The sequence below is a fragment of the Saccharopolyspora sp. MMCC62 genome, from assembly GCF_057736575.1.
Genome location: NZ_JBYKCM010000001.1, coordinates 109,995 through 131,934, shown reverse-complemented (window position 1 = coordinate 131,934; position 21,940 = coordinate 109,995). Strand labels below are relative to the sequence as shown.

22 protein-coding genes are annotated in these 21,940 nt (G+C 73.7%); 5 read left to right on the top strand and 17 right to left on the bottom strand.

Annotated elements, in window-relative coordinates; translation table 11 throughout:
• The first annotated feature begins 41 nt into the window (after window positions 1–41).
• Window positions 42–479, top strand: coding sequence for a MarR family winged helix-turn-helix transcriptional regulator (locus AC29IT_RS00620; RefSeq protein ID WP_358446178.1), 438 nt, complete (start codon window positions 42–44; stop codon window positions 477–479).
• On the opposite strand, the gene AC29IT_RS00615 is transcribed toward AC29IT_RS00620, so the two are convergent.
• Complete coding sequence (locus tag AC29IT_RS00615) at window positions 476–988, bottom strand: 2'-5' RNA ligase family protein (protein ID WP_488217435.1); 513 nt, start codon at window positions 986–988, stop codon at window positions 476–478. The two genes, AC29IT_RS00620 and AC29IT_RS00615, sit on opposite strands and share 4 nt — an antisense overlap.
• A 192-nt stretch (window positions 989–1,180) precedes the next feature.
• Between AC29IT_RS00615 and AC29IT_RS00610 the strand changes: the two genes are divergently transcribed.
• Window positions 1,181–1,939 (top strand): TetR/AcrR family transcriptional regulator, encoded by a 759-nt coding sequence (locus tag AC29IT_RS00610; protein ID WP_358446124.1) that lies wholly within the window; start codon window positions 1,181–1,183, stop codon window positions 1,937–1,939.
• A 341-nt stretch (window positions 1,940–2,280) separates the two neighbouring features.
• Here AC29IT_RS00610 and AC29IT_RS00605 read toward each other — a convergent pair whose 3' ends face one another.
• The 6 genes from AC29IT_RS00605 to AC29IT_RS00580 form a co-directional block, all read right to left on the bottom strand.
• The gene (locus AC29IT_RS00605; protein WP_488217434.1) at window positions 2,281–3,297 is read right to left on the bottom strand and encodes an Acg family FMN-binding oxidoreductase; all 1,017 of its coding nucleotides are present in this window, start codon (window positions 3,295–3,297) and stop codon (window positions 2,281–2,283) included.
• Between the two features lie 356 nt (window positions 3,298–3,653).
• Window positions 3,654–3,839 (bottom strand): hypothetical protein, encoded by a 186-nt coding sequence (locus AC29IT_RS00600; protein ID WP_488217433.1) that lies wholly within the window; start codon window positions 3,837–3,839, stop codon window positions 3,654–3,656.
• 167 nt (window positions 3,840–4,006) lie between these two features.
• The gene (locus tag AC29IT_RS00595; RefSeq protein WP_488217432.1) at window positions 4,007–5,776 is read right to left on the bottom strand and encodes an acetyl/propionyl/methylcrotonyl-CoA carboxylase subunit alpha; all 1,770 of its coding nucleotides are present in this window, start codon (window positions 5,774–5,776) and stop codon (window positions 4,007–4,009) included.
• A 106-nt stretch (window positions 5,777–5,882) separates the two neighbouring features.
• A complete protein-coding gene (locus tag AC29IT_RS00590) occupies window positions 5,883–6,176 on the bottom strand; it encodes an acyl-CoA carboxylase subunit epsilon (RefSeq protein WP_488217431.1) in 294 nt (97 codons plus the stop codon).
• 10 nt (window positions 6,177–6,186) lie between these two features.
• A complete protein-coding gene (locus AC29IT_RS00585; protein ID WP_488217430.1) occupies window positions 6,187–7,824 on the bottom strand; it encodes an acyl-CoA carboxylase subunit beta in 1,638 nt (545 codons plus the stop codon).
• A 244-nt stretch (window positions 7,825–8,068) separates the two neighbouring features.
• Window positions 8,069–9,241, bottom strand: a complete 1,173-nt coding sequence (locus tag AC29IT_RS00580) for a TetR/AcrR family transcriptional regulator (RefSeq protein WP_358446086.1) — start codon at window positions 9,239–9,241, stop codon at window positions 8,069–8,071.
• A gap of 197 nt (window positions 9,242–9,438) precedes the next feature.
• On the opposite strand from AC29IT_RS00580, the gene AC29IT_RS00575 reads away from it, so the two are divergent.
• Window positions 9,439–10,239 carry an enoyl-CoA hydratase-related protein gene (locus AC29IT_RS00575; protein ID WP_488217429.1) on the top strand — a complete coding sequence of 267 codons (801 nt, stop codon included), beginning with the start codon at window positions 9,439–9,441 and terminating at the stop codon, window positions 10,237–10,239.
• Window positions 10,240–10,318: 79 nt separating this feature from the next.
• Window positions 10,319–11,236, top strand: coding sequence for an oxygenase MpaB family protein (locus AC29IT_RS00570; RefSeq protein WP_358446091.1), 918 nt, complete (start codon window positions 10,319–10,321; stop codon window positions 11,234–11,236).
• 148 nt (window positions 11,237–11,384) lie between these two features.
• On the opposite strand, the gene AC29IT_RS00565 is transcribed toward AC29IT_RS00570, so the two are convergent.
• Window positions 11,385–12,254 (bottom strand): SDR family NAD(P)-dependent oxidoreductase, encoded by an 870-nt coding sequence (locus AC29IT_RS00565; protein ID WP_488217428.1) that lies wholly within the window; start codon window positions 12,252–12,254, stop codon window positions 11,385–11,387.
• A 79-nt stretch (window positions 12,255–12,333) separates the two neighbouring features.
• On the opposite strand from AC29IT_RS00565, the gene AC29IT_RS00560 reads away from it, so the two are divergent.
• Window positions 12,334–12,936 (top strand): TetR family transcriptional regulator, encoded by a 603-nt coding sequence (locus AC29IT_RS00560; protein ID WP_488217427.1) that lies wholly within the window; start codon window positions 12,334–12,336, stop codon window positions 12,934–12,936.
• A 158-nt stretch (window positions 12,937–13,094) separates the two neighbouring features.
• Here the strand turns inward: AC29IT_RS00560 and AC29IT_RS00555 are convergent, their stop codons facing one another.
• From AC29IT_RS00555 to AC29IT_RS00515, 9 genes are read right to left on the bottom strand one after another with little or no spacing between them, the layout of a single operon-like run.
• The gene (locus AC29IT_RS00555; protein ID WP_488217426.1) at window positions 13,095–13,694 is read right to left on the bottom strand and encodes a VirB8/TrbF family protein; all 600 of its coding nucleotides are present in this window, start codon (window positions 13,692–13,694) and stop codon (window positions 13,095–13,097) included.
• On the bottom strand, window positions 13,691–14,878 hold the full coding sequence (locus AC29IT_RS00550) for an MlaD family protein (RefSeq protein ID WP_488217425.1): 1,188 nt from the start codon (window positions 14,876–14,878) through the stop codon (window positions 13,691–13,693). Before AC29IT_RS00550 ends, AC29IT_RS00555 begins: the two co-directional genes overlap by 4 nt.
• Window positions 14,875–15,918 (bottom strand): MCE family protein, encoded by a 1,044-nt coding sequence (locus AC29IT_RS00545; protein ID WP_488217424.1) that lies wholly within the window; start codon window positions 15,916–15,918, stop codon window positions 14,875–14,877. Before AC29IT_RS00545 ends, AC29IT_RS00550 begins: the two co-directional genes overlap by 4 nt.
• On the bottom strand, window positions 15,915–16,997 hold the full coding sequence (locus tag AC29IT_RS00540) for an MCE family protein (protein ID WP_488217423.1): 1,083 nt from the start codon (window positions 16,995–16,997) through the stop codon (window positions 15,915–15,917). Before AC29IT_RS00540 ends, AC29IT_RS00545 begins: the two co-directional genes overlap by 4 nt.
• Window positions 16,994–17,992, bottom strand: coding sequence for an MCE family protein (locus AC29IT_RS00535; protein WP_358446111.1), 999 nt, complete (start codon window positions 17,990–17,992; stop codon window positions 16,994–16,996). Before AC29IT_RS00535 ends, AC29IT_RS00540 begins: the two co-directional genes overlap by 4 nt.
• Complete coding sequence (locus tag AC29IT_RS00530; protein WP_488217422.1) at window positions 17,989–18,990, bottom strand: MCE family protein; 1,002 nt, start codon at window positions 18,988–18,990, stop codon at window positions 17,989–17,991. The genes AC29IT_RS00535 and AC29IT_RS00530 overlap by 4 nt, the downstream gene beginning before the upstream one ends.
• Window positions 18,987–20,189 (bottom strand): MCE family protein, encoded by a 1,203-nt coding sequence (locus AC29IT_RS00525; RefSeq protein ID WP_488217421.1) that lies wholly within the window; start codon window positions 20,187–20,189, stop codon window positions 18,987–18,989. The genes AC29IT_RS00530 and AC29IT_RS00525 overlap by 4 nt, the downstream gene beginning before the upstream one ends.
• Window positions 20,189–21,049 (bottom strand): MlaE family ABC transporter permease, encoded by an 861-nt coding sequence (locus AC29IT_RS00520; protein WP_358446117.1) that lies wholly within the window; start codon window positions 21,047–21,049, stop codon window positions 20,189–20,191. Before AC29IT_RS00520 ends, AC29IT_RS00525 begins: the two co-directional genes overlap by 1 nt.
• On the bottom strand, window positions 21,049–21,855 hold the full coding sequence (locus AC29IT_RS00515) for an MlaE family ABC transporter permease (protein WP_358446119.1): 807 nt from the start codon (window positions 21,853–21,855) through the stop codon (window positions 21,049–21,051). The genes AC29IT_RS00520 and AC29IT_RS00515 overlap by 1 nt, the downstream gene beginning before the upstream one ends.
• Window positions 21,856–21,940 lie beyond the last annotated feature (85 nt).

Genomic DNA, 21,940 nt, shown 5'->3' with positions numbered 1-21,940 from the left:
ACGCGGCCACGCACCCGGATCCCGGCACCGACGACGACGAGATCGTCACCTGGTGGGGACTGGTGATCGAGGGCTATCACCTCACCCAGGAACGCCTGATGAGCGAGATCGCCGACCGCTTCGGCCTCGCCCCCGGTTCCTTCGACATCCTGCTGCGCCTGGTGCGCTCGCCCGAGCACAAGATGCCGATGACCCGCCTGGCCCGGGAGGCCGCGCTCAGCAGCGGCGGCTTCACCAAGGTCGCCGACCGGCTCGCCGCCGCCGACCTCATCGTGCGCGAACCCTGCGACACCGACCGCCGCGTCACCTACGCGGTGCTCACCGAGCACGGCCTGGACATGGCAGAGCGGGCCCGCGAGGCGTGCGCCGAGATCCTGCGCCGCCGCGTCCTCGCCCCGCTCGGGCTGGACCGGTCCGAGGCGCTCGCCGAAGCGATGCGCACGCTGCGCGCCGCCAACGGCGAGGACGGGCTCTACTAGCCGCGCAACGGCAACCGGGCCCGCACCGACCAGCCGCCGTCCAGCTCCACCAGCCACGCCTCGGCCAGCAGCGCGGGCGGTGGCAGCGCGCCCGCCACGTGTTCGGCGATCTCCCGCGCCCGCTGCGGGGTCACGTCCAGCGCGACCGTGACGTGCGGGTCCGGGTCGCCGTACCTGCCGTCGTACGGGCGCAGGTCCCAGCGCGCGGCGAGTTCCGCGGTCAGCTCGCGCAGCGGGCCGTCCGGTTCGGGCCGCAGCGGCACGAAACCGTCGTCGAGGTGCCGCTGCGCCACGTCCGCGGTGAACTTCACCCGCAGCGGCGCGCGGCGCCCGATGAGCTCGGCCAGTTCGGCGAGCGCCGCCTCGTCCACCTCCGGCAAGAACGGGTACAGCACCGTGAGGTGCGCGGGCAGGCCCGGCCGCACCGCGCCGGGGAACCGCTCCCCCACCTCGCTCAGCAGCGCGTCGGCGGCGGGAACGGGGAACAGGACTGCGGTGGCCGCTGGCATGACTCCCTTATACCGCGCCGAGATCGCCCCGTCCCGCCGAACGGCGGACGCCACCGGACCGTTCAGGCGAACGATCCGCCCGAGCGGATGATCAGGCCCGGCCACGCGGCACCGGCCGTTGGCTAGGCTGGGTGGCCGATCGGACCCCGGCGCGCGGCGGTCCGGATACCCGGACGGCGAACAGGAGCGTGCATGGTGGTCAGGAAGCGGGATCCGGCGCGGACGCTGGCACTGCTGTGGCGAGCGCCGGAGCACCGCTCCCGCAAACCCGGGCTCGGCGCGGACGAGATCGTGCGGGCCGGCATCGAGCTCGCCGACGCCGACGGCCTCGCCGCGCTGTCGATGCGCGGCGTCGCCGAACGGCTCGGCGCGGGCACCATGTCGCTCTACACCTACGTGCCGAGCAAGGAAGACCTCATCGACGTCATGCTCGACACCGTCTACGGCGAGACCGAGCCGCCCGGACCCGACCTCACCGGCTGGCGCGCGAAGCTGGAGCACGTGGCGCGGCAGAACTGGGAACTGCACCGCAAGCACCCGTGGACGCTGGAGATCGGTACCGCCCGCCCCGTGCTCGGCCCGCAGGAGACCGCGAAGTACGAGCGCGAACTGGCCACGGTCGACGGCATCGGGCTCACCGAGGTCGAGATGGATTCGGTGCTGAGCCTCGTGCTCGGGCACGCGCGCACCGCCGCGCGCGGGGCCGCGGAAGCCGCCGACGCCGAACGCCGCACCGGGCTCACCGACGAGCAGTGGTGGCAGGCGCACGCGCCGCTGCTGGACCGGCTGATCGACCCGGATCGCTTCCCCACCGCGGCGAAGGTGGGCACCGCGGCGGGTTCGGCGCACGGTGCGGCGACGAACGCGGCGCACCACTTCGAGTTCGGACTGGCCCGCGTGCTGGACGGCGTGGAGGTGCTCATCCGCTCCCGCGAGCGGTCCGGGAGTTGACGAGACGCCCGCGCACGCCGTTGTGGGCGGACGTCCCACGGGGAGGGAACCACATCGGCGCGCGCCGATCCACGTCCGGCGATCACCCGCAGGGGTTCCCCCCGCGAACCGCGGCTCACCGCCCGTCTCGCTGCTGCTGCCGCGTAGTGCTCGGGTAGCGGAACCTCAGCGACTTCCCCGCTGCGGGATCGATGTCCGATGCATGTCCGGCGCACGGCGACATCGCCGTCCTCGCGAGGAAGCCGCAGAACCCGCTGCGGTGCCGGTGTCTCAGGTGGTCGTCCGGCTACGCCGCTGACCGGAACCGACCCGACCCGCCGCGCAGGTTCGGAGACGGGCGGTCAGGGCGCCGCCACCGGTCGCGGCCGCGTGATCAGGGTGTCCTCCGGGGCGCGCCGCGGCGTCGGCGGGACCGGGGTGCCGTAGCCGATGCGCAGCACCGCCTGCGGTTCCAGCGTTCCGCCGAGCAGCGCGCGGAGTTCGGCGCGGGTCTCCCGCACCTCGATCACCTGGGAGAGCATCGAGGCGGACAGCCCCAGCGAGGTCGCGGTGAGCAGCAGCCGCTGCATCGCCTCCCCCGCTTCCAGGTCGGCCTGCCTGCCGCGGCCGTAGGAGCACAGCACCAGCAGCAGCGGATCGTCCTCGAAGTCCTTGCCCGGCACCCGCGGCCTGCCGCGCCCGCCGGAGTAGTCGCGCAGCACCCATTCGTCCTGCGGTTCGCGGACCGGTCCCGCCGAGGCGGCCTGCACGCCTTCCGGCGCACCGTCGCGCAATCCCGTCCACTGCGCCAGCTCCGCGCGGAACGCCGCGTCACCGAGCTGCCGGTCGTGCGCCCGGCGCACCAGGCCGAGCAGTTCGGCGCGCTGCGGGCGGTCCACCACGTGCAGCCAGGAATGCTCGGCGGACACCGAACCGACCAGCGCGGTGCGGTGGGCCTTCGACACCGGGGACGCGAGGAACGGGCGCCGGTTGGTGCGGCGGGCGGTGATGGCGCGCAGCAGCGCGGAGTGCTCCGCCCGCACCTGCACGGAGCCGCCGCGCCGCACGTGCGCCAGCAGCTCCGGTTCCCGTTCGCTGGGCAGCAGCGTGACCAGCGGGCGCACCCCGACGTGTTCCAGTGCCAGCCGCAGGTCGTACAGCGCAGCCCCGCAGCCGAGCCGCAGTTCCCGGTCCTCCGGGTCGGTGCCGGGCATCCGGCGGCCGAGGTCGGCGTGCAGCTCGATCACGTCGGAGGTCACCCGGAACAGCCACGGCTGCCGGTTGTGCAGCGACGGGGCCCGGCCCGCCAGCCGCAGCACCTGCGCGACCTGCTCCGGCGCCAGCCCCAGTGCCGCCGGGAATGCGGACACGCCGTCCATGACCTCGTCCTCCTGCCCGCGGGAGCGCCCACTACCTCGCGCGACCACGATGCAGCCCGACCACCCCGCGCGGACATGGGCCAAAGTCCCCCATCCCCACCACGACCAGCAACGACTTCAGCCGAGCAATCCCGAACCGCCTCCGAGCAGGCGCACATCATCTCTCCTGTCAGCGGCGAAGCCGCTGATCCGCCGACCACCAGAGCAACTCGCACCGCCGCGGGTTCTCAGCGGCTTCCTCGCGAGGACAGCGTTTTCTCCTGTGGCGGAGCCACCGGTGAAAACGATCCCGCAGCGAGGAAGCCGCTGAGGTTCCGCCACCCGATCCCCGAGCAGCGGAACCAGCGAGAGCAAGCTCAGGTGAGCTGCGGGATGCGGCGGGCGGTGGGGCGGGATGTCGCTTGGTAGCAGGGCCGGCAGACCTCTCCCGTGGAGGTCATCGTGAGCTGCGGGGCGAGCAGCCGGAGGCCGTGCTCGGGGGTCTCCTGGCAGATGCCGTGGTGGCCGGCTTGGCGGCACAGGCAGGTGCACAACGCGTCCATCGTTCCTCCTCGAGGAGTGTCGGTCGCACGCACCGCCGCGACCACATCGTCGTCCACAGTGGATTCTCGTCCGGATCTCCCGCCGCCGCGTGGGTTTCCGCCGCGGCCGGGTGCGGGTTTGCGGTACCGGTGCCCCGCCGGGCGCGCACCGCCCGGCGGGGATCCGATCAGTCCTCGATCGTGCAGAGCACCGCGCCCTGCGACACCGAGTCGCCCGGTGCGGCGCTGAGACCGGTGACCGTGCCGTCCTTGTGCGCGGTGACGGGGTTCTCCATCTTCATGGCCTCCAGCACGCCGATCAGCTCCCCGGCGGCGACCTGCGCGCCTTCGTCCACGGCGAGCTTGATCAGGGTGCCCTGCATGGGTGCGGTGACCGCGTTGCCGGAGACCGCTCCGCCCGCGCCACCGGCGGCGCGCTTGCGCGGCTTCTTCTTCGCCGCCGCGGCCGGTGCGGTACCGCCGCCCAGGTCCGCGGGCAGCGAGACCTCCACGCGGCGGCCGTCGACCTCGACGATCACCGTGCGGCGCGGCGCGGTCTCCTCCTCCGGCGGGACCGAGTCGTCGAACGGGGCGAGCCGGTTGTCGAACTCAGTCTCGATCCACCGGGTGTGCACGGTGAACGACTCCAGGCCGGTCTCGGCGACGTAGGCCGGGTCGCGCAGCACGGCGCGGTGGAACGGCAGCACGGTGGCGATGCCCTCGACCTGCATCTCCTCCAGCACGCGGCGGGCCCGCGCGATGGCCTGCGGGCGGTCGGCGCCGGTGACGATCACCTTCGCCAGCAGCGAGTCGAACTGGCCGCCGATCACGCTGCCCGATTCCACGCCCGCGTCCACCCGCACGCCGGGTCCGGCGGGGGCGACGAACCGGGTCACGGTGCCGGGGGCGGGCAGGAAGTTGCGGCCGGGGTCCTCGCCGTTGATCCGGAACTCGATGGAGTGGCCGATCGGGGTGGGGTCGGCGTCCAGGTCGAGGTGCTCGCCCGCGGCGATGCGGAACTGCTCGTTGACCAGGTCCAGCCCGGTCGTCTCCTCGGAGACGGGGTGCTCGACCTGCAGCCGGGTGTTGACTTCCAGGAAGGAGATGGTGCCGTCGGCGCCGACGAGGAACTCGACGGTCCCGGCGCCGTGGTAGCCGGCCTGCGCGCAGATGGCGCGGGCGGCGGTGTGGATCTGCGCGCGCTGCGCCTCGCTGAGGAACGGGGCGGGCGCCTCCTCCACCAGCTTCTGGTGCCTGCGCTGCAGCGAGCAGTCCCGGGTGCCGACGACGATCACCTTGCCGTGCTGGTCGGCGAGCACCTGGGCCTCGACGTGCCGCGGCCGGTCCAGGTAGCGCTCCACGAAGCACTCGCCGCGGCCGAAGGCCGACACGGCTTCGCGCACCGCGGAGTCGAACAGCTCCGGGATCTCCTCCAGCGTGCGGGCGACCTTGAGGCCGCGGCCGCCACCGCCGAACGCGGCCTTGATCGCGACCGGCAGCCCGTGCTCCCGGGCGAAGGCGACGATCTCGTCGGCGTCGGCGACCGGGTCCTCGGTGCCCGGCACCAGCGGCGCCCCGGCGGCCAGCGCGATCTTGCGGGCGGTGACCTTGTCGCCGAGGTCGCGGATCGCCTGCGGCGTCGGGCCGATCCACACCAGCCCGGCGTCCAGCACGGCCTGCGCGAAGTCGGCGTTCTCGGACAGGAAGCCGTAGCCCGGGTGGACCGCGTCCGCCCCGGCGCGGTTCGCCGCGGAGATCACCTTCTGGAAGTCCAGGTACGACTCGGCGGCGGTGGTGCCGCCCAGCGCGAACGCCTCGTCGGCGAGGCGCACGAACACCGCGTCGGCGTCCGGTTCGGCGTACACGGCCACCGAGGCGATGCCGGCGTCCCGGCACGCCCGCACCACTCGCACCGCGATCTCGCCGCGGTTGGCCACCAGAACCTTCTTCAACCCCATGGTGTTCACACCATCCCTGTACGCAGTGGTCGTGTCCCGCCGGTTCCCGGGGCGGGAACCGGCCGGTCGTTCTTCGGGGCGCGCGCGGCGCCGGAAGCGGCGCGCATCAGCGCGGCCGCGTGGAGTAGCGCCACGCCCCTGCGCCGGGACGCGGGGCGCCCTGCGCCGGGCCGAACCGCAGCCGGTCCGCGCGGGACGCCCAGTACGACACCGGCCCGCGCGGTTCCGCGGCCGGTGCGGTGGTGCTGAGCGCGGTGATCGTCGCGGTCAGCGCGGCGAGCTCGGTGTCGGTGGGCGCGCCGCGCACGACCCGCAGCAGCGGGGTCCGCGGCGCGGCGGTGCCGTCGTCCTCGCCGGTCAGCACGTCGAGCCGCGGCGCGTTCTCGTCCGGAGTGCTCATCGCGGCTCCTTCACAGCGGGATGTTGCCGTGCTTCTTGGCGGGCAGGGATTCGCGCTTGTCCGCCAGCATCCGCAGCGACCGGGCGAGGTAGCCGCGGGTGTGCGAGGGCGGGATCACCGAGTCGACGTAGCCGCGTTCGGCCGCCACGTACGGGTTGCACAGGGTGTCCTCGTACTCCTGCTGGAGCTGGGCGCGCAGCGCCTCGACGTCCTCGCCGCGCTCGGCGGCCTCCTTGAGCCTGCGCCGGTACAGGATGTTCGCCGCGCCCTGGGCACCCATCACCGCGATCTGCGCGGTCGGCCAGGCCAGGTTGATGTCCGCGCCGAGGTGCTTGGAGCCCATCACGTCGTAGGCGCCGCCGTAGGCCTTGCGGGTGATCACGGTGACGAGCGGGACGGTCGCCTCGGCGTAGGCGTAGAGCAGCTTGGCGCCGCGCCGGATGATGCCGTTCCACTCCTGGTCCGTGCCGGGCAGGAACCCGGGCACGTCCACGAAGGTCAGCACCGGCACGTTGAACGCGTCGCAGGTGCGCACGAACCGCGCGGCCTTCTCGCTGGCGTCGATGTCGAGGGTGCCCGCCATCTGGGTGGGCTGGTTGGCGACGACGCCGACGCTGCGCCCTTCGACGCGGCCGAAGCCGACGACGATGTTCGGCGCGAACAGCGCGGAGACCTCCAGGAACTCGCCGTCGTCGAGGACGCGGGCGAGCACTTCCTTGACGTCGTAGGGCTGGTTCGGCGAGTCCGGCACCAGGGTGTCGAGTTCGAGGTCGGACTCCCCCACGCCGTCGGCGATCGAGCCGGCTTCGGCGTCCGCGTCGAACGCGGGCGGGTCGGAGAGGTTGTTCGACGGCAGGAACGACAGCAGTTCCTTGACGTAGTCGACCGCGTCCTGCTCGTCGGAGGCCAGGTAGTGCGCGTTGCCGGAGCGGGAGTTGTGCGTGCGGGCGCCGCCGAGCTCCTCGAAGCTGACCTCTTCGCCGGTGACGGTCTTGATCACGTCGGGCCCGGTGATGAACATGTGCGAGGTCTGGTCGACCATCACGGTGAAGTCGGTGATCGCCGGGGAGTACACCGCCCCGCCCGCGCACGGCCCCACGACCAGCGAGATCTGCGGGATGACGCCGGAGGCGTGCGTGTTGCGCTTGAAGATCTCGGCGTAGAGCCCGAGCGCGGCCACGCCCTCCTGGATGCGGGCGCCGCCGGAGTCGTTGATGCCGACCAGCGGGCAGCCGGTCTTGAGCGCCAAGTCCATCACCTTGACGATCTTCTCGCCGAACACTTCGCCGAGGGAGCCGCCGAAGACGGTGAAGTCCTGCGAGAACAGGCAGATCTTGCGCCCGTCGACGGTGCCGTAGCCGGTGACGACGCCGTCGCCGTAGGGCCGGTCGGCGTCCAGGCCGAAGTTGGTGGAGCGGTGCCGGGCGTGCTCGTCGAGCTCCACGAACGAACCGGGGTCGAGCAGCAGGTCGATGCGTTCGCGGGCGGTGAGCTTGCCCTTGGCGTGCTGGCGTTCGATGGCCCGGTCGGAGCCGGCGTGCACCGCCTCGTGGTTGCGCCGGTACAGGTCCGCCAGCCGGCCGGCGGTGGTGTGGATGTCCGGCTCCTCCGCCGGCGGGACGCCCACCGGTTCCGTCGCGCTGCTCATCGCTCCTGCGACCGCCATTCCTCGCTCGTGGACGAATTCCGCGGCCGTGCGCGCCGATCCTCGTTCCGGTGGACCGCGTGGGCACGGCCGGAACCCGGCGTCGCCCGGGTTCCCCGAGCGGAGGTTAATCCGCGGGCGTCCGGCGAGTCAACCGAGAAGTGAGCAGGCCCTACCCCGGACCCGATCGGTGAAGCGCCGGGCTACGACCGGGCCGGGCGGGAAAAGTGAACGGCGGCTAGTGCGATCACGATCCGCTGGTGAACATCAGCGCGGCACCGGCCCGGCGGACCGCCTCCGGGGCGCGGACCGTGCCGGTGCGGGCCATGTCGTTGGCCAGCGTCAACGTGGCCTGCACCAGGACCCGCGCGGTCGCCGCGTCGAGCTCCGGGCGCACCTCCTGCAGCAGCGCCACCCACTCGGACACGTACTCGTGCTGGGTCTGCCGCGCCCGGTGCCGTTCGTGGTCGGGCAGGTGCCCGACCTCGCCGACGAGGATGTCGATGAACCCGCCGTGGTCGAGGGCGAAGGTGATGTAGGACCACAGCAGCGCGCGCAGCGCCTCCGCCGCGTCGGTCTGCCGCACCAGGGTGCGGCCGAGGTCGATCTCCAGCCACGCCGAGCCGCGGGTGATCACCGCGTCGAGCAGTTCCTGCTTGCTGGCGAAGTGGTTGTAGACGCTGGGCCCGGCGATGCCGACCTCGGCGCCGATCTCCTCGGTGGTCACGGCCGCGTAGCCGCGTTCGGCGAACAGCCGGGTCGCCGCGGACAGCAGCTGGCGCCGCCGGGACGACCCGCCGCGCTGCAGCAGCAGGGCGTCCGCGTCCGGGGTGGCCGCGCCACGCCCGGACAGCAGCGGCGGCAGCCCGGCGATGGTGACGATCACGTCCCGCAGCAGCGCCTCGAACTGGGTCCGCGGCAGCTCGACCCGGTGGTAGGACGGGCTGGTCAGCGCGCTGAACAGGCACCAGCCGCGGAACCGCGCGTCCTCCTCGGCCAGGTCGGGGCGCCAGGAGCGGGCGAGGTCGGCGAGCCCGCCCGCGACGACCCGCAGCTGGTCCTTGAGCTCGTCGCGGTCCGCGGCTGGCAGGTGCCGGGCCTCCCGCTGCCAGAGCACCCCGAGCTCGCGGTGGTCCAGCGCGGTCGCGGCCAGTTCCCGCACCACCGCGTCCAGGTCGTCGGAACGCGCCCCCAGCACCCGCTCGAACGGGTGCAGGTGGTCGAGCACGACCCGGTGCAGCAGCAGCTGCTTGCCCTTGAAGTGGCGGTACAGCGCGGACGGGCCGACCCCGACGGCCTCGGCGATGTCGCTGACGCCGACGCGCGCGTAACCCTGCTCGTAGAACAGGCGGGACGCGGCGGCGATGATGAGCTCCCGCCGGTTCCGCGGCCGGGTCCCACCCGGCTTCGTCTCGGCCACTGGACCGACCTCCCGGCACGCTCGTCGCGGCGCGTTCGCGCCGCGTCACGGGGCCAGGATAGGCCGCGTCCCGCCGCGCTCGGCTCCTCCCGCGCCCCGCCCCGGATCCGCTACGGTCAGCGCTGACCGCGAACAGTGGATCTCGGCCGGGCGGCGCGCGGCCGATCCGGCCAGCAGCCCCCGAAGGAGCCCCCGGCATGAGCAGCACCAGCGGGATCCGCACCAGCACCGGCGACGGCGTGCGCACCGTCCACTTCACCCGCTCGGAGCAGCGCAACGCGATGGACGGGGCGATGTTCGCCGCCTACTACACCGCGCTCGCCGAAGCCGACGACGACCCGGCGGTGCGGGCGATCGTGGTCACCGGCGACGGCGACTGGTTCTGCAGCGGCGCCGACCCGGACACCCTGCACCTGCTGGCCGGGGACGACGCGCCCGACCTGGAGGCATCGCTCGGGCACCCGCCGCACCTGCCGATGACGTTGCGGAAACCGCTGATCGCAGCCGTGAACGGCGGTGCCGCCGGGCTGGGGCTCGCGCAGGCGCTGTTCGCCGACGTGCGGTTCCTCGCCGACGGCGCCCGGCTGTCCACCGCGTTCAGCAGGCTCGGCCTGATCGGCGAGTACGGCACCGCCTGGCTGCTGCCCCGTCTCGTCGGCGTTGCCACGGCGATGGACCTGCTGCTGTCCGCGCGGAAGGTCGACGCGGCGGAGGCGAAGGCGCTCGGCCTGGTGCAGCACGTGCTGCCGCGGAACGAGGTGCTGCCCGCCGCCCAGGACTACGCCCGCACCCTCGCCGCGCACTGCTCGCCGCGGTCGATGGCGATCATCAAGCAGCAGGTGTGGCGCGGGCTCGACCTCGACGGCCCGCAGGCCGTCGCCGATTCGGTGCGGCTGATGGGCGAATCGCTGCGGGCACCCGATTTCCAGGCCGCCGTGCAGCGGCTCGGGCAGCGCGAACCGATCGACTTCCCCCCGCTGCCGCCGCGATCGCAGTAGCCTCCGTCACACCCGGTGCGCCCGTCTCGTTGCACCCGTCGAGGGCTCGGCCGGACCCGGCCCGCAGAGGAGGTTGGACATGGCACGCACCTGGTTGCGGCGCATCGCGGAACTGGACCCGGTCACCGACCATCAAGAGATCTACCGGATTTCCGCCGGCTGCGAGTTCCCCTTCGACTACCAGCGGGCGCTGGAGTTCGCCCTGTTCCGCACCTACTGCGTGCCGAGCATCTCGGCGCTGCTGGCGGCCACCGGCGAATTCGAGAAGCGCCCGCAGCAGCGCTACGACGACACCGCGCTGCTGATGACCGAGATCGCCGAACACGGCTACGACTCCGAGCGCGGCAAGCAGGCGCTGCGGGTGATCAACCGGGCGCACGGGCGGTACGTGATCTCCAACGACGACATGCTGTACGTGCTCTCGACGTTCGTCTACGACCCGGTGGACTGGATCGACCGGTTCGGCTGGCGGCGGCTGCACCCGCACGAGCGGGACGCGGCGTTCCACTACTTCCAGGCCGTCGGCAAGCGGATGGGCATCAAGGACATCCCGCCGACGTTCGCCGAGTTCCGCCGGTTCAAGGCCGACTACGAGCGGGAGCACTTCCGCTACTCGGACACCAACCACGCGGTGGGCCGCTACACGATGGACCTGTTCTGCTCCTGGTTCCCGAAGCCGCTGCGGCCCGCGGTGGGGCTGGGCGTGCGGGCGCTGCTGGACGAGCCGATGCTCACCGCGTTCGGGTTCCGCGCCGCACCGGCGTGGGTCGGGGTGGCGGCGCGCGGCGGGCTGAAGGCGCGCTCGGCGGTGGTGCGGCTGCTGCCGGAGCGGCGGATCTCGAAGCTCACGCAGGACCCGAAGAGCCGCACCTACCCGAACTACCCGCACGGCTACACGCCCGAGGACCTCGGCGCGCCCCCGCCGCCGAGCGACCTCGACCCGAAGTGGCTGCGCCGCAGCTGCCCCTTCCCCGCGCCGAGCGAGCAGACCAGCTGACCGCGGACACCACGACCCGCGCGGGTGCACACGCACCCCGGCTCGTGGCCCCGCCCCGAACCGGATCGAGGTCTCCGACGACCGGTGGCGACCGAGCGGCTGCCCGGTCCGGAGACCTCGACCGCGACTCGCGGAGCCGGGACGGGCGCTACGCCCCCGGGGACGTGCAGGACCGGATGCCGACGAGCGGGGCGGTCGCCCGCCAGAGCCGATCGATCAGCGCCTCGTCGTGGACCTGCCGGTTCGTCTGCCGCGAGCTGGCGGGCTTCTGCTGGGAGTAGAAGCGGCCGGGTCGCCAGTCGACCCCGGGGGCACCGGTGAGGAAGTGGGCGAGGTTCGATCCCCCCTTCTCCGGTGAGATCAGGGCGAGCCGGGACAACGGGGTCCGGTACATCAGCCGGGTCATGACGTTGTCGTTCTCGGCGCCGAAGGAGGTCCGCACGTTGCCCGGGTCGAACGAAACGGCGTTGATCCCGGCGTCGCCGTAGCGGGCGTGCAGCCCTTGGGCGAACAGGATGTTCGCGAGCTTCGCGTCGCCGTAGGCCCGCATCGGCGTGTAGCTCCGCTCGTGGTTCAGGTCGTCGACGTCGACTCGACCCACGAGCCTGGCCGAGACGCTCGAGGTGTTGACCACGACGCCGTCCCCGGCCTGCAGCCGGTCCAGCAGCAGGTGCGTGAGCAGGAACGGCGCGAGCAGGTTGACCTGGAAGGTCTTCTCGTTGCCGTCGACGGTCACGGTGCGTTCGCCGAAGATGGCGCCCGCGTTGTTCGCGAGGGCGTCGATGCGGTCGAACGCCTCCCGGATCTCCGACCCGAGACGTCGCACATCGTCGAGTCGCGTGAAGTCCGCGACGAAGTGCGCCGCGGCCCCGACCTCCCGGGCGGTGGCCGCCGTCCTCTCGGCGGACCGTCCCACGATCACCAGCCGGCTCTCCGGCCGGGTCCGTGCGATCTGCCGCGCCGCCTCGGCGCCGATCCCGTCGGACCCGCCGGTGATGACAAGTACTCGTCCCGCCATTGCACACCCCGCTGTGGCATCCATGAGTTGCTGTTGGCACTACAGTGCCACATGCGTCTCAGGAAGGTAGCATGGCGTCATGACGGCTGACCTGACGCTTCGGGAGCGGACGCGGCGTGCGGTGCGCGCGGAGATCGTCGATGCGGCGATGGACCTGTTCCTCAGCCGAGGTTTCGAGGCGACCACGGTCGAGGAGATCGCCGGCGCCGCAGGAATCTCCCGGCGCAGCTACTTCCGCTACTTCCTGAACAAGGACGAGGCGCTCGCCGAGGCACTCGCCGCCACCGGCCGGACGATCGCGCAGGCGCTCACCGAACGCCCCCGGGACGAGCCGCCGTGGGACGCACTCCGGCGGGCTTTCGACCCGCTGATCGAGCGGACCGGCGAGCCGAACGCAGCGGCCCTCGCCAGGCTCATGCTCGAACGCCCGAGCCTCCAGCAGGGGAAGGACACCGCCTGGCTGGCGGAAATCGCCTCCGCCCTCGAACAGCGCCTGCCCGCCGGTGCGAGCTCGCTCGACGCGCGCGCTCTCACGGCCTCCGCGATCGCGTGCCTCCACGCCGCGCAGGAGCAGTGGCTCGAACCGGGCGACGGCCGAGACCTCGGAACGCTGCTGACCACCACCATGAGCGCCGTCCGCCGCTTCACGGCGACGACCGCCGCCACCTCCACACCCGCCTAGCTCTCCAGCCCTCCACCCGCCTGGCCCTCCACCCGTCCGGCAGGGCCCCGCTGCCACCCGCCCGCCGCGTCCGGCGCGGAAAACCGGGCGGGCGACCTGGGCGGAGCGCCCGGCGCTCCGAACGGAGCCGGACCGGCAGGTGCCCGCCGCGACGCAGGTCAGATCAGCTGAACGTCATCGATGAGCCACTGGTCGCCGGGGTGCACCAGCGTCAGGCGCATCCGGGTGCGGTCCACCCGCGGTTCGGGGCTGTTGGTGTTGGTGATGCTCTGGTCGACGAACAGCAGCAGCACCGCGCGGTCCGGGCTCGATTCGGCCACGCCCGCGTGCAGCACCTCGCCCTTCGAGGTGGCCTGGTACTGCTGGATGAGCTGGGTGAGCCCGGCGCTGACCTCCTGGTACTGGCGGGCGAACGCCGGTGAGGAGTGCTGCGCGACCCGGTCGAAGTTCCCGGCCAGGTCCTGGTGGTCGTAGGTGGTCAGCGACAGCGCGTACTCCCGGCCCGCGGCGAGCGCCTCGGCGCGGGCGGCGTCCTCGGCGCTGCGCTGGTGCCACCGCCAGCCGGTGAAGGCGAGGCCGCCGAGCAGCAGCAGGACGACGGCGGCGCCGAGGACCGCCTTGCCCCCGGGGCGCCGTCGCCGCGCCGGCTCCGGCGCGCCGCTCCGTGCGTCGTCCACAGTGGACTCCGCAGTGGGCTCCGCGGTGTGCTCCTCCACCGGTCCGGTCTCGTCCCGGCCGGTCGCCGACTCGCTGCTCATCGCACTCCCTGGAACATGATCGAGGACCACGGCCGTGGCCCCAGCACCTCGCCGTCCGCGCTCGGTTCCGCGGTGGCGGGGGCACCCGGCGCCGGGTGCCGCACCGGCTCGGCGGCCGGTGTCGGAGGGCGCGGCGCGCTGTCGGCGCCGCGCTGTTCGAGGCCCGGCCCCGGCGCGCAGCTCCAGTCGAGCCGCGGGTCGCGCGGGGCGGTGTCGGTCGGGGTGCGCCGCTCGGTGCCGTAGTAGCAGGCGGGACCTTGCGCGGCGACGAGGTAGAAGTCGGCGACGTCGCCGTGCACGATGCTCGCCAGGTCGGACAGCCCCTGCGGCAGCGCGGTCATCGTCTCGCGCAGCGCGGGCACGTGGGCGCCGAGCACGTCCCCGGTGGTGAGCAGGTTGCCGAGCAGCGCGCTCGCGTCCCGCTCGTTGCGCGCGAGCAGGTCGGAGACGGATCGGGTGGTGCCGGGCGCGGTCTCGGCGAGGTGGCGCAACGCCGGCTCCTGCGCGCGGGCCTGGTCGGCGAGCTCCCGCACCGACGCCGCCAGCGCGGGCAGCCCGTCGGCGGAGTCCAGCAGCGCCGGTCCCTGCTCGGCGAGGTTCGCCAGCTGCGGTTCCCGCTCCACCGCGAGCCGGGTGAGGTCGCGGGTGCCGTCCAGGATGCGGCGCAGCTGCGGGGCGGTGCCGTCGAGCCCGGCGGCGGCCTCGGACAGCACCCGCACGTCGTGCGGGTCGATGCTCGCGGCGAGGTCGGTGGCGTGCACCAGCAGGGTGTCCAGCGGCAGCGGGGTGCGGGTGCGCTCGGCGGTGATGACGTCGCCGTCGCGCAGGTAGGGCGGCGCGTCGGTGCCGGGCCGCAGGTCGAGGTGCTGCACCGCCATCGGGGTGTCCATGCTGATCCGCGCGGTGGTGCTCACCGGGACGCGACTGCCCGGGTCCAGCAGCAGCCGCAGCGTGACGCCGTCCCCGCCGGGGTCGAGCCCGACGGATTCGACGGTGCCGGTGCGCACTCCGCGGTAGGTGACCTGCGAGGTCGCGGCGAGGCCCGCCGCGTCCGGCATCCGCACCGCCACCCGCACCGGTGTGCCGAGGGCGCGCGGCCCGAGCGTCGTGCCGAGCACGGACGCGCCGCAGCCGAGCCCGATGACCAGGAACAGGACGAGCTGGATCAGCACGGCGCGGCTCATCGGGTGCCTCCGGTCAGCAGGTCGGCGGCGGAGCCGGGCGGCACCAGCGCCGGTCCGGGCACCGGTGGCGGCCGCCCGGTCAGCAGCGGCAGCAGGCTGCCGGAGACGTCGAGGGTGCCGTCCAGGTTCAGGTAGTCGCCGGGGATGGCGCCGCCCAGCCGCTGCTGGAAGGTGCGCAGCGAGGTGAGCGTGTCGGCGAGGTCGCCGTTGAACCCGGCCAGCGCGTCCAGCACCGGCCGCAGCGCGTCGAGCTGCGCGGCGAAGGCGGGACCGGCTTCGCGCACGATCCCGTCGCCGCTGCGGCCGAGTTCGGTGACGCCGGTGAGCAGCCGGTCGAACCGCGCCCGCTGCCCCAGCAGCACGTCCACGGCCGGAGAGAGGTCGTGCAGCGCGGCCTCCAGCAGCGGGGTGTTCGCCGCGGTCTCGGCGGAGAGCCGGTGCAGCGCGTCGACGGCGGTGTCGAACTCGGCGCGGCGCGAGTCCACTTCGGACAGCAGGTCGTCCAGCCGGTGCAGCAGGTCCCGCACCTCCGCTTCCCGCCCGCCGAGCGCGGTGTCGAGCTCGGTGGCGATGGTGCGGGCCTGGTCGAGCCCGCTGCCGCCGAGCACCGCGCCGAGGGCGGCCAGGGTGGTCTCCAGGTCCGGGCCGCGGGCGGTGCGCTCCAGCGGGATGGTGGCGCCGTCGGCGAGCGGCTCGGTGGTGGTCGGCCGCGCGGGCGGTTCGAGCACCACGAACTGCTCGCCGAGCGCGGAGGTCAGCTCCAGGCGCGCGGCGGTGTCCGCGGGCAACCGCAGTCCGGGCCGCAGCTCCAGCACCGCCACCGCGGTGAAGTCCTCGGTGGACAGCGCGCGCACGTGGCCGACGGTGTCCTGCCCGATCCGCACGGCGCCGCCGACGGGCAGCTCGGAGACGTCCTCGAACACGGCGGAGATCCGGGTTCCGCCGCTCTCCCCGGTCGGCAGCTCGTGCAGGCTCAGCCCGCAGCCGCCGGTCAACAGCGCGACGCCCAGCAGCAGCGGAAGCAGCCTGGTGGTGCTCATCGGCCACCTCCGGACAGGGCGCGCAGCGGGTCCAGCTCGGGCGGGAACGGGATCGGGTTGACCAGGCCGGGCGCGGAGCACAGCGGGACGGGGATGCGCTCGCACAGCCGCGCGGTGGCCGGGAACTGGTCGAGGGAGGTGGAGATGTTCAGCCGGATGCGCAGCCGCTCGTCCTCGGTGATGGCGCGGCTGAAGTTGCCGAACACCAGCGGCAGCTGGGTGAGCACTTCGGCGAGCTGCTCGCGCTGCGCGGCGACCTGCCCGGTGGTGCCCGCGAGGTCGTGCACGCTGCCGGTGAGGTCCTCGCCGTGCTCGCGGAGCAGGGCGTCGGCTTCGGCGAGCGCCCGGTTCAGCCTGCCGACGGTCTCGTCCAGGTGCAGCCGTTCGGCGTCGTAGTCCCGGCCCGCCTGCCGCACCCCGGCCGCCAGCGAATCCACTGTGGACTTGTGCGCGGACAGCGCGCGCACCAGCGAGTCCAGGTTCCCGATCAGCGCCCCGATCCGCTCGCCGTCCCCCGCCAGCACTCCGGTGGCCCCGGCGAGCCGGTCGATCGCGGTGCGCAGCTTCGGCCCGTTGCCGTCGGCCGCCGTCGCCGCCCGGTGCAGCAGCGCCCCGAGGTCGCCCTGGTCGTCCAGCCCGTCCGGGCCGAGGGCGGTGAGCACGGTGTCCAGCGAGGACATCAGCTCGTCCCAGCGGATCGGGGCGTGCGCGCGCTCGGCGGGGATCACGCCGCCGTCGGCGAGCCGGGGACCACCGGTGTAGCCGGGGCCGAGTTCCACGAACCGGTCGCTGATCAGCTGCGGGCTCAGCACGTAGGCGTGCGCGTCGGCGGGCACCGGCACGTCCGGGCGGATCCGCATCCGCACCCGCACCACCGGCCCGCGCGGCGACACCTCCTCGACGAGCCCGACCGGCACCCCCAGCACCTGCACCGCGCTGCCCGGGTAGATGCCGTCGACGCTGGCGAAGTCGGCCGACGCGGTGCGCGCCGGATCGGGCCGCAGCAGCGCGTACCAGCCGCCGACCAGCAGCAGCGCGGTGGTGCAGCCGAGCGCGATCGCACGGGTCGTCCGGCTCATCGGCACCCCTCGAGCAGTCCGGCCAGGCACAGCAGGTTGTCCGGCAGCGGCCCGGCGGGCCCGGCGACGTCGCCCCAGCTGCCGTTGCCGGTGGCGTTGGCCAGCGATCTCCCCGCGGGACCGAGGGTGGCGATGGTGGTGGCGATGGCCTGCTCGTCGCGGTGCAGCGCGGCGGTGATCTCCCGCAGGTCGCCCAGCAGCGGCCCGAGCTTCGCCGAGTTGGCGCCGAGGAACTCGTCCAGCCGGGCGCTCAGCGCGTCCACGTCGTCGATGAGCCGCAGCACCGTCTCCCGCCGTTCGGTGAGGGTGCGCACGACCAGGTCGGCGTCGCCGAGCAGCCGCACCAGGGTGTCCTGCTGGCGCACCAGCGCGTCGGTGGTGTCGCGGGCGCCGTCGAGCAGCGCGTCGAGCTGCTCGTCGTGCCGGTCGACGAGCGCGGCGGCGCCGGTGATGCCGTCCAGCGCCCGTCCCACCAGCTCCGGGTCGTCGGGCATCGCCTCGCCCGCGGTGCGCATCATCTCGCGCAGCGCGGGCAGGTCCAGCTCCTCGGTGGTGCCGGTGGCGTCGGCGCCGAGCTCGTCGAGGCTGTACGGCACCCGGGTCCGGTCGAGCGGGATCACCGCCCCGGCGTCGAGTTCGCCGGTCCCGGCCGGTTCGACGGCGAGGTAGCGGGCACCCATCACCGTGGCCAGCCGCACCGAGGCGGAGGTCGCGGTGCCGAGCCGCTGCTCGGCGTCCAGCCGGAACGCCACCCGCACCCGGTCCCCGGCGAGCACCATCCCGGTCACCCGGCCGGCGGGCACCCCGGCGACGTGCACCTGGGCGTCGGCGGTGAGCCCGGCCGCGTTGGCGAACTCGGCGGTGTACTCCCGGGTCCGCCACAGGAACGACAGCTGCGGCACCGCGACCACGCCGCCGAGGACCAGCAGCAGCACCAGGATGCCCGCCCCGCCGGTGATGAGCGGATCGTCCCGCCACGCCGCTCGCCGTCTCATCGGCACACCTCCGAATGCGGGCCGCCACCGAGGTCGACCTGCGCCCCGGCGACCGACAACCGCAGGTTGCAGACGTAGATGTTGACCCAGCTCCCGTAGTCCAGCGTCCGGTTCAACCTGGTCACCAGCTCCGGCAACCCCTGCACGGCGGTGTCGAAGCGGTGCTGCTCGGCGACCCATCCGCGGGAGAGCTCGCCGAGCGCGTCCACGTCGCGGGTCAGGCCCGGGGTGATCCGGTCCATCGAGCCGCGCACCGAGTTCGCCAGCGCGCCACCCGCGTCGAGGGCCCCGGCGATGCGCTCCCGGTCCGCGGCGACCGAGGAGGTGAGTTCGCCGAGCCCGCCGATGAGCGCGTGCAGCTCGTCGCGGTGCTCGCCGGTGGTGCGCAGCACCGCGGTCAGGTTCCCCAGCACCTCGCCGATGACCTGGTCGCGTTCGGCGAGCCCGGCGGTCACCGACACGACCCGTTCCAGCAGCGCGGTGAGGGTGCCGGATTCGCCCTGGAACACCGCGATCAGCTCGTGCGCGAGGCGGTTGGCCTGCTGCGGGTCCAGCGCGTCGAACAGCGGCTTGAACCCGTTCATCAGCGCGGTGAGCTCCAGCGCGGGGCGGGTCCGCTCCAGCGGGATCGTGGCCCCGGCCGGGAGTTCCGGTCCGCCGCGCGCGGTGGAGTCGAGGGCGAGGTACCGGCCGCCGAGCAGGTCGGCGTAGCGGACCGCGGCGCGGGTGTCGGCGGGCAGCGGCTGCTCGGCGAGCACGTCGAAGTCCACCACGGCGGTCCCGTCCCGCAGCCGCACGTCGGTGACGGCGCCGACCCGGACCCCGGCGATGCGAATCTCGCTGCCCTGCCGGACGCCTTGGACGTCGGTGAACTCGGCGCGGTAGGCGCGGGTGGCGCCGTCCAGCGGGTGGTTCAGCGTGTTCACGACGAGCACGGCGCAGAGCACGGCCGTGGTGGTGAAGGCGGTGAACTTGGCGGCGGTCGCGGCGAGGCTCATGGCAGCACCACCTGCGTGCCGCGCAGCACCGGGCCCGCCAGCAGGCCGACCAGCTCCGGACCACCGTCCGATGTGGACTCGACGGGGAACGCCTCCCGCAGCGCGGCCTTCTCCGCGGCGGACCCGACCGGGCCGACCGCTCCCCCGGTCGCGACCGGTGCCGGACAGCCCGGCCCGTCCAGGCCCGGGTAGCGCGGGCAGTCCGCCGCGTCGTACGGGTAGGGGTCGTCCAGCGTCACCGGCGCGCGGATCTGGAAGCGCCCGTCGACGAAGGTCCGGCTCGCGTTCGTGGTGAACTCCCGCAGCTCGCGCAGCGTCGCGGTGATCCCGTCCGCGTTCCCGCCGAGCACCGCCGAGACCGGTTCCGCGGTGCGCACCACCTGCACGGCGCGCACCCCGTTCTCGTCCAGGAACCGCTGGGACCGCTCGGTCAGCTCGGCACCCGCGTCGAGCAGCTCGGTCAGGTTCTCCCGCTGGGCCACCACCGCCCGGGACAGCACGACCGCGTCGTCGACGGTGGCCAGCAGATCCGGGGCCGCGGTGGCGAGCTGGTCGGCGAGCCCCGCGACCTCGCCGATCCGATCGGCGGTGCGGGCCGGGTCGATCCGCCCGGTCAGCTCGTGCAGCCCGTCGATGGTCTCGCCGAGCTCGGCGCCGCGGCCGCGCAGCGCGTCCGCCACGGTCCCCAGCGCCACCTGCAGCTCGGCGGGCCGCAGCGAGTCCAGCAGCGCGAACATCCGGGTGTAGGCCGCGTAGATGCGCACCGCCTCCGCCCCGGTGTCGGCCTCGATCCGGTCCCCGGCGGCGAGCCGCGGGCCGGTGCCGTCCGAGCCGTCCGGGGCGGCGAGCTCTACGTACTGGTCGCCGAACAGCGTCTTCGGCAGCACCCGCACCCGCACCGAGGCGGGCACGACGGCCAGCGCGGCCGGCTCCATCCGCAGCAGCAGCCGCGCACCTCCGGCGTCCGGTGCCACGTCGGCGAGCTCGCCGACCACGACCCCGCGGTAGCGCACCGCGGAGCCCTCCCGCACCGGTCCGGCCGCGGCGGGCACCGCCGCGTGCACCTCGGGTGCCTGCCGGAACGCGCCCGCTCCGCCGACGACCGCGAACGCGGCGGCGCCCAGCACCAGCAGCACGCCGCCGAGCCCGCGCACCGCCAGCGCGTTCCGGCTCGCCCCGTGCCGGGACAGGTCCACCATCAGCGCACCCCCAGCGCGGGCAGGCTGGGGCTCAGGCCCCAGAACAGCAGGGTCAGCACCATGTCGGTGAAGGTGATCGCCACGATGCTCGCCCGCAGCGCGCGCCCCGCGGCCCGGCCGACGCCTTCCGGCCCACCGGTCGCGTAGTAGCCGTAGAAGCAGTGCACCAGCGTCACCACCATCGCGAACACCACCGCCTTCACCAGCGACAGCACCACGTCCGACGGGCTCAGCAGCAGCTGGAAGTAGAAGTCGTAGGTGCCGCCGGACTGGCCCTGCACCACGACCACCGCGACCCGGGTCGCGAGGTAGGAGGCGAACAGCCCCACCAGGTACAGCGGCACCACCGAGAGGAACGCCGCCGCCATCCGGGTGCTGACCAGGAACGGCAGCGAGCGCACCGCCATCGATTCCAGCGCGTCGATCTCGTCGGAGATCCGCATCGCGCCGAGCTGCGCGGTGAACCCGGTGCCGACCTTCGCCGCCAGCGCCACCCCGGCCACCAGCGGGGCCAGCTCGCGGGTGTTCACCATCGCCGACATCAGCCCGGACATCGGCGTCAGCCCGATCAGGTCGAGCCCCCGGTAGCCCTCCATCCCGACCTGGGTGCTGGCCACGAAGGACATCGCGAAGACCACGCCGATGGTGCCGCCCCCGGCGAACAGCGAGGCCGAGCCGAAGCTGATCTCCGCGACCTGCCGCGCCACGTGCCTGCGGTAGCGCACCAGCGTCCGCGGCACCGCCGCCACCGCCCGTGCGTAGAAGGTGACCTGCGCGCCGAACCCGGCCAGCAGGTCGCCGAGCGCGCGCACCCGCCGGGCCGAACCGCGCCGCACCGCGCGCATCACCGGAACGGCCATCAGAACTCGCCCTTCGGCGGGAGCAGCAGCGGGTGCAGCTCGGTGAGCACCGTGTTCGCCACGAAGACCAGCACGAACGCCATCACCACGGCCTCGTTCACCGCCTCGCCCAGGCCGCCGGGACCGCCGCGCGCGGTGAGCCCCTTGAACGCGGAGACCAGCGCGGCCAGCACCGCGAACACCCCGGCCTTGACCTCGGCGACCAGGAACCCGCCCGGATCGGCGTAGGCGGTCAGCGTCGCGAGGAACCCGCCGGAGGAACCCCCCAGCAGCACGTGCACGAACAGCGTCGCGCCGATCCCGACGGCCATCACCACACCGTTGAGCAGCACCGTCACCACGACCGCGGCGAGCACCCTCGGCACCACCAGCCGTTCCACAGTAGACAGACCCATGACCTCCATGGCCTCGGTCTCCTCGCGCAGCTTGCGCGACCCCAGGTCGGCGCAGATCGCCGATCCACCCACCCCGGAGATCATCAGCGCGCACACCAGCGGCGCGGCCTGGCCCACCACCACGAACGCGACCACCGCGCCCGCGTAGCCCTCGGCACCGAGCTGCCCGGCCAGCGAACCGATGTTCACCGCCACCAGCACGCCCAGCGGGATCGTCATCAGCACCGCGGGCAGCGAGCTCACCGCCGCCAGGAACCAGCACTGCTCCAGGCATTCCCGCCAGGCCAGCCGACGGCCCAGCACGGCCCGCACCCCGGCGCGCGCCGTGCGCGCGGAGAACACCACCAGCAGTCCCGCCTGCGCGGCCGCGTCCGCGACCGGCCCCCGGGCGGGCGGTGTCTCCAGGGCCATCGTCGGCTCCCTCCGCAGTGCGACGCACCACTAGAACGAGTGTTGCGTACCATGCGTTACGCAACAAGTGTTCTGCTTTTCGGGG